Consider the following 6,200-nt stretch of genomic DNA (forward strand, 5'->3'; position numbering starts at 1 on the left):
GGCCGGCCCCGGGTGGGGCCGGCCGTTTCATGTCTCCGGGTCGTCGCGCCCCAGCTCCCAGAACGCCACGGCGGCCGCGGCGGCCACGTTGAGCGAGTCGACCCCGCGCCGCATCGGAATCTTGACCGGGATGTCGCTCGCGGCGAGGGCGTTCTTCGACAGGCCGGGCCCCTCGGCCCCGAGCAGCAGGGCCGTGCGGTCGCGCTCGGTGACCTTCTGCAGCGGCACGGCCTCGGGCGCGGGCGTCAGGGCGAGCACGGTGAAGCCGGCGTCGCGCAGCACCTGCAGGCCCGCGGGCCAGGGCTCGAGCCGTGCGTACGGCACGGCGAAGACCTCGCCCATGCTGACGCGCACGCTGCGCCGATAGAGCGGGTCGGCGCAGGTCGGGGAGAGCAGCACGGCGTCGATGCCGAGCGCGGCGGCGCCCCGGAACACCGCCCCGATGTTCGTGTGGTTGTTGACGTCCTCCAGCACGGCCACGCGCCGCGCCGTGGCGATCACCTCGGCCGCCGTACGCAGGGGGGAGCGGTGGAACGAGGCGAGGACACCCCGGTGCACGTGGAAGCCGGTGGCCTGCTCGAGCACGGCCGGGGTCGCCGCGTAGATCGGGGCGTCGCCGGGCAGGTCGAGGATCTGGCCGGTGCGTTTCTCGTCGATCAGATAGGACCGGGGCCGATAGCCGGCGCGCAGGGCACGACGCAGCACCAGCTCGCCCTCGGCGATGAACAGGCCGTTGGGCGGCTCCCACTTCGTGCGGAGCTCGAGATCGGTCAGGGCGCGATAGTCACCGAGGCGGTCGTCGTCCGCGTCGGTGATCAGGTGAACCTCGGGCACGGCGGTCAGTCGACCCGGTAGGTCAGGTGGGTGGCGTGGCCCGACGGGCGCACGTGGATCTGCCGGAGGTTGCGCGGGGCGGCGCCGTCGAACAGCTTGGTGCCCCCGCCCAGCAGCACCGGAGTCAGGTGCAGCCGCAGCTCGTCGACCACCCCCGCGTCGAGCGCGCCGCGGATCGTCGCGCCGCCGCCCATGATGACGACGTCACGGTCGTCGGCCAGGGCGATGGCCTTGCCGACCGCGCTGGCGATCCCGTCGACCACGAAGGTGAACCGGTCGGTCAGGCGCACCAGGGCCGGGGGAGTGCGGGTGACGACCAGCACCGGCGGCGTGGCGGCCAGGCCGGCGCCGTAACCCACCTCGTCGCTCCAGCCGCCGGGGGCGTCGACGACGTCGAAGAGGCGGCGGCCCATGACGACCGCGCCGGTGGCGACCGTGGCCTCCTCGAGCACGCGCTTGTCGGTCGTGTCGCCCTCGAACACCCAGGTGTGCAACGCCTCGCCGCCGCGGCCGAGCCCCTGGCCGGGGCCGGGATCGGGACCCGTCACGAATCCGTCGAGCGAGACCGAGATCTCGGCGACCACCTTGGCCATGGCTGCTCCCTTCGCCGGCATCCGGGTCGACCCGGGCCTGTCAGGAGCATGCCACCAGGGTCCGACATTCAATGCTTCGGGAGCAGCCGTCCCGCCGTCCAGGCCAGGCCGGTGCCCGCGGCGAGCAGCAGCAACGCGCCGACGGTGGGCAGCGGGCGCTGGGCGTGCGCGCCGGCGCCGATCGCGGCCGCGGCCAGCATCAGCAGGACGCCGTCGGCCGGGTTGACCAGGCGCGAGCGGAAGACGGCCCAGCCCAGCAGCACCCAGCCCGCTCCGACGGCGGCGGCGGCGACCACCTCGACCGTCCGCAGCTGGCCGGGGGTGAGCGGCGAGCCGGCCGCGACGGTGTCGGCGGGCAGGGCGGCCAGCGGGAGGGTGAGAACGAAGCCGGCCAGCCCGAGGAGCAGGCCCGCGACGGCGGACCGGCGGGTGCGGGTGCCGGCCAGCAGCCCGGCCAGGGCGATCATGGCGATCAGGGACAGCCAGTTGGCGGCCAGCATGACCACGAGCGGCCCGGGCGGGGTGTCGATGCCCAAAGTGGTCCAGCCGTAGAGCAGGGCGGCCGCGGGCAGAGCCCAGAGAGCCAGCCGCGCATACCTCCGCACGCTCCAGACCCAGACGGCCTCCCGTACGGGAAGAAGGTCTTCGTGCCGTGCCGACCCGGCCCCGCCGACCCAGGCCGGGGAGACCCGCAACGGGCGGCCGCTGGCCGTGTGATGGTGGCTGATGCTCATGGCTCCGCCTCGTGTGGGGCTCAAGCCGAGCGGCCCGGGGGCAACCGTCGGGATCCTGGATGCAGCCTGCCAAAACTTTCCGGAATTGGCAGCGAATTCCCAGAACGGGGTATCTCGGGCGGACGGAAAAGTGTCGGAGGGGCGGGGCAGGATGGTGGCATGAACGCGGAACTGGTCGTCCCCCCACTGGCCGAGCTGCGACTGCGGCGCAGCGTGAAATGGCGCGCCTTCCCCGAGGACGTGCTGCCGCTGTTCGTGGCCGAGATGGACTACGAGCCCGCCCCGCCCGTGTCCGAGGTGCTGCGGGCGGCGGTCACCCGCGGCGACCTGGGCTATTACGCGCCCGGCCCCGAGCTCGGCAAGGCGTTCGCCGGGTTCGCGGGGCGGCATTGGGGCTGGGAGGTCGACCCGGCCCGGGTCAGCCCGGTGACCGACGTCGGGGTCGGCGTGGTCGAGGTGTTGCGGCAGCTCATCCGGCACGGCGAGCCCGTCGCGATCAGCCCGCCGGTCTATCCGCCGTTCTTCGACTGGGTGCCCGAGGCCGGCGGCCGGGTGCTGGAGGTTCCCCTGCGCGACAACCGGCTCGACCTCGCGGCGCTCGAGGCGGCGTTCGCGACCCACCCGGCGGCCTACGTGCTGTGCAACCCGCAAAATCCGGTCGGCCGCGTGCACACCGCCGACGAGCTGGCCGAGCTGGCCCGCCTGGCCCGGCTCTACCGCGTGCCGATCATCAGCGACGAGATCCACGCCGCGCTGGTGCTGCCCGGGGCCACGTTCACGCCGATGCTCACCGTGCCCGGCGCGGCCGAGATCGCGATCGCCGTCGTCTCCGCCAGCAAGGCCTTCAACCTGGCCGGGCTCAAATGCGCCGCCCTGGTCACGGCCTCGCCGGCGATGGCCCGCGTGGTCGACGGCCTGGTCGTCGAGGTCGGGGAGCGTACGGGGCATCTCGGCGCCCTGGCCGGCGTCGCCGCGTTCACCGACGGCGACCCGTGGCTGGCCTCGCTGATCGGCACGCTGGCCGCGCGGCGTGAGCAGCTGGGCGCGCTGCTGGCGGCCGAGCTGCCCGCGCTGAGCTGGATCCCGCCCGAGGCGACGTTCCTGGCCTGGCTCGACGCCTCGGCCCTGGGGCGAGACGCGCAACCCCGAGACCATTTCCTGCACGAGGGTCGGGTGGCGCTCGAGCCCGGCCCGCGGTTCGGGGCGGCCGGCTCCGGCTATGTCCGGCTCAACTACGCCACCAGCCCCGAGATCCTGGCCGAGGCGGTGAGACGCATGTCCGCAGCCGTATCGCGGTAGCGCGGCGGGGCGGCTCGTCCGAAAGTACGGTTGAAGTGTTCGTATGATCCGCGAAGCGGGGGTGTGCCAGTGTCGTCCGGATCGGGTTCGGGTTCCGGGGCGGACCAGCATCTGTTCGCCCTGCTGCGGGCCATCCGCCTGCGCCAGGCCGCCCCCGACGCGGTGGCCGCCGGTATTGCCGACACGGTCGAGGCCCTGCGCGAGCAGGAGGAAGCCGCGGCGCATCCCGCGCTGCCGCCTGGTGAGGCTCACGAGGCGCTGCCGCCTGGGGGGACCGCCGGGGCTTCGCACGTTGCTCCTCCGCATGCTGCCGACGAGGCTGGGCAGCCGATGCGGCCTCGATGGGCCTCCGCAATGCCGGGGCGTCCGGAAGGGGGGCCGCCGCAGGGCGCGCCCGGCGGTGAAGCGACTGGGGCGGGGTCACCGGGTGGTGGACGGCCGGGAGTTCGCGGAACAGCTGCCGCCGGCGCGGGAGGTTCCGCTGCGACCTCCGGGCCCGCTGAGGCGGCTGGGCCTACTCCGGGCCGATCATTCTGGGACCGGAGCTCGATCCGGCCGGTCGTGTCGGCGGGCACGAAAGGCCTGCATGAGGCCGAGGTCGCCGGGACGGGCGCCGTCTCGAGGGTCGATGACGGCTCGGAGGTCGTGCAGCCGGTCGATGCGGGCGGGTCCAGTGGGCCCGGCGGGCTCGGCAGATCGGGTGGAGCGGGCGCACCCGGTGCGGGTCGCGCGCGGGCGGACGCCGGCGGGGCTGTCGTGGTGAGGCGCGCGGCTGTTGTGCCCGTCGAGGACGACTATGCGCTGGAAGCGTCCGATCATGGACTTCTCGTGCGACCGCCCGGGCTGCCGCCCATCGATCCGGAGCCGCATGTGCACCGCGATTCGCGGCCTCCCGTGTGGACGCCCCTGATCGACCCCACGCGATCGGCCCCCTCGGCGGAGGAGGAGCCGGCACCGACTGGCTCGGGTCCGTCGTCCGGCTCGTTCTTCTCGCGGGGACGCCGCGGCGGGAAGTGGCATTCGGCCGAGCCGGGCCCCGACGACCGCGGGACGCCGGGGCGCTCGGGTGCGGGCGGGTCGGAGGAGACTGCGGATTCTGAGGCGCTGCCAGGTGCGGAAGGGGCGCAGGCGGGTAAGGCTTTGATGACGCCCGATGAGGCCGGGCGTTATGCGGATGTCGAAGCCGTCGGCCGGCCCAACCGGAACCAGTTCGCCGGGCTTCCGGTGCGGCGGCCGACGGCAGCGGTGCGACCGGTGACCTGGCCGCACCTGCCGGAGGCGAACGAGGTGGAGGGCGGCGCCCGGCCCGAGTGGGCGTCGGGCGGTGGTCACCGCGTACGGGACGAGGGTGGGTCTTTGCACGGAGAGTCGCAGACCGAGAGCGGGGCCCGGACGCCGGCGCCACGGCTGCCGGGGTTCGACCTGCCGCACGTCGTGCCGCCCATGGTGGCGCGGAAAAGGGACGCGGGCGACGGGATGGACCCGGCCGATGACGCCCTGCTGCAGCAGACGCAGCGGCTGCTCAGCACGAGCCTGACGTTCGCGGGCGGCCCCGACGAGGTGGCCGAGCGGCTGCGGGCGGCCCTGCTGCAGGCGCATCCGTCGCTGCTGACCGCGATTCCGGGTGGCGCCGAGACCCAGGCGGCCCAGTTGGCGCGGGCGCTGACCTGGCTCGTCCACCACCTCGACCGGCCGCCGATTCTCGTCGAGGGCACCGGGCGGCTGGGGGCGGCGCTGTCCGCGTGCGGGGTCGAGCCGGGGCATCTGCAGCTTGTGGGGGCGGCCCTGGCCGAGGCGATGCGGGCGGGCATGGCGCCCGGGCAGTGGCGGCAGGATTTCGACCTGGCGTGGCGGTCGACGTGGCAACACGCGTACGAGTGGATCGCCCACGGCTGGGCCCGCGCGGGCTACGAGCCGCCGGTGTGGGAGGCGACCGTCGTCTCGCACGAGCTGCGCCGCCCCGACCTGGCCGTGGTGCGCCTGCGGCCGTCGCTGCCGATGCCGTTCCGGCCCGGCCAATACGCGCGGATCCAGGTGCCCGACCTGCCCGCGATCTGGCGGCCCTACTCGCTGGCCGGCGCGCCCCACCGCAACGACCTGGTCGAACTGCACGTCCGAGCCAAGACGACGACGGGCGTGAGCGGCACCCTGGTCCACAACACCCAGGTCGGCGACCCCGTACGCCTGAGCCGAGCCGAGGGCATGATGACCCTGCCGGCGACCCCGGAACGCAACCTCCTGATGATCGCCGGCGACACGGGCGTGGCGCCGCTCAAGGCCCTCCTGACCGAGCTCGCCGACACCGGCGACCCCCGCTCCGCGGTCCTGTTCTGGGGCGTCCGCGACCTGACCGAGCTCTACGACATCGACGAGATCGCCGCGATCGCCCGCGCCGCCCGCCGCGCCACCGTGGTGCCGGTCGTCTCCGAGGGCGACCCCGGCCCGTACGCATCAGGCCTGGTCACCGACGCGGTCGCCGCGTACGGCGAGTGGTCCGACCACGAGGTCTACCTGGCCGGCCCGCCACTGATGCTGGCCGCAACCAGCCTGGCCCTCCAACAACTCGGCGTAGCCCCGTCCCGCATCCACCACGACCCACCCGAGTAGGCCGCCCCCGGCCTGCTTTCACCGGGGCTGCGCCCGGCCTGCTTTCACCGGGGCTGCGCCCGGCCTGCTTTCACCGGGGCTGCGCCCGGCCTGCTTTCACCGGGGCTGCGCCCGGCCTGCTTTCACCGGGGCT

5 protein-coding genes are annotated in these 6,200 nt (G+C 74.3%); 2 read left to right on the plus strand and 3 right to left on the minus strand.

Annotation, left to right across the window (positions count from 1 at the left end):
• Positions 1–27: 27 nt before the first annotated feature.
• From JKJ07_RS21005 to JKJ07_RS21015, 3 genes are all read right to left on the minus strand, one after another.
• The gene (locus tag JKJ07_RS21005; protein WP_202993268.1) at positions 28–834 is read right to left on the minus strand and encodes a TrmH family RNA methyltransferase; all 807 of its coding nucleotides are present in this window, start codon (positions 832–834) and stop codon (positions 28–30) included.
• 5 nt (positions 835–839) lie between these two features.
• Complete coding sequence (locus JKJ07_RS21010; RefSeq protein ID WP_202993269.1) at positions 840–1,427, minus strand: dihydrofolate reductase family protein; 588 nt, start codon at positions 1,425–1,427, stop codon at positions 840–842.
• A gap of 68 nt (positions 1,428–1,495) precedes the next feature.
• Positions 1,496–2,161, minus strand: coding sequence for a hypothetical protein (locus JKJ07_RS21015; protein ID WP_202993270.1), 666 nt, complete (start codon positions 2,159–2,161; stop codon positions 1,496–1,498).
• A 159-nt stretch (positions 2,162–2,320) separates the two neighbouring features.
• Here JKJ07_RS21015 and JKJ07_RS21020 point away from each other — a divergent pair, with 159 nt between their 5' ends.
• Positions 2,321–3,460 (plus strand): MalY/PatB family protein, encoded by a 1,140-nt coding sequence (locus JKJ07_RS21020; RefSeq protein WP_202993271.1) that lies wholly within the window; start codon positions 2,321–2,323, stop codon positions 3,458–3,460.
• Between the two features lie 1,143 nt (positions 3,461–4,603).
• Positions 4,604–6,067 (plus strand): FAD-binding oxidoreductase, encoded by a 1,464-nt coding sequence (locus tag JKJ07_RS21025; RefSeq protein WP_202993272.1) that lies wholly within the window; start codon positions 4,604–4,606, stop codon positions 6,065–6,067.
• Positions 6,068–6,200 lie beyond the last annotated feature (133 nt).

It is taken from the genome of Paractinoplanes lichenicola (assembly GCF_016785085.1).
GTDB lineage: Bacteria > Actinomycetota > Actinomycetes > Mycobacteriales > Micromonosporaceae > Actinoplanes > Actinoplanes lichenicola.

Excerpts from the sequence above, each read along its gene's own strand:
- JKJ07_RS21015 (WP_202993270.1), bottom strand. The coding sequence starts at position 2,161 with ATGAGCATCAGCCACCATCACACGGCCAGCGGCCGCCCGTTGCGGGTC.
- JKJ07_RS21010 (WP_202993269.1), bottom strand. The coding sequence starts at position 1,427 with ATGGCCAAGGTGGTCGCCGAGATCTCGGTCTCGCTCGACGGATTCGTG.
- JKJ07_RS21025 (WP_202993272.1), top strand. The coding sequence starts at position 4,604 with ATGACGCCCGATGAGGCCGGGCGTTATGCGGATGTCGAAGCCGTCGGC.
- JKJ07_RS21020 (WP_202993271.1), top strand. The coding sequence starts at position 2,321 with ATGAACGCGGAACTGGTCGTCCCCCCACTGGCCGAGCTGCGACTGCGG.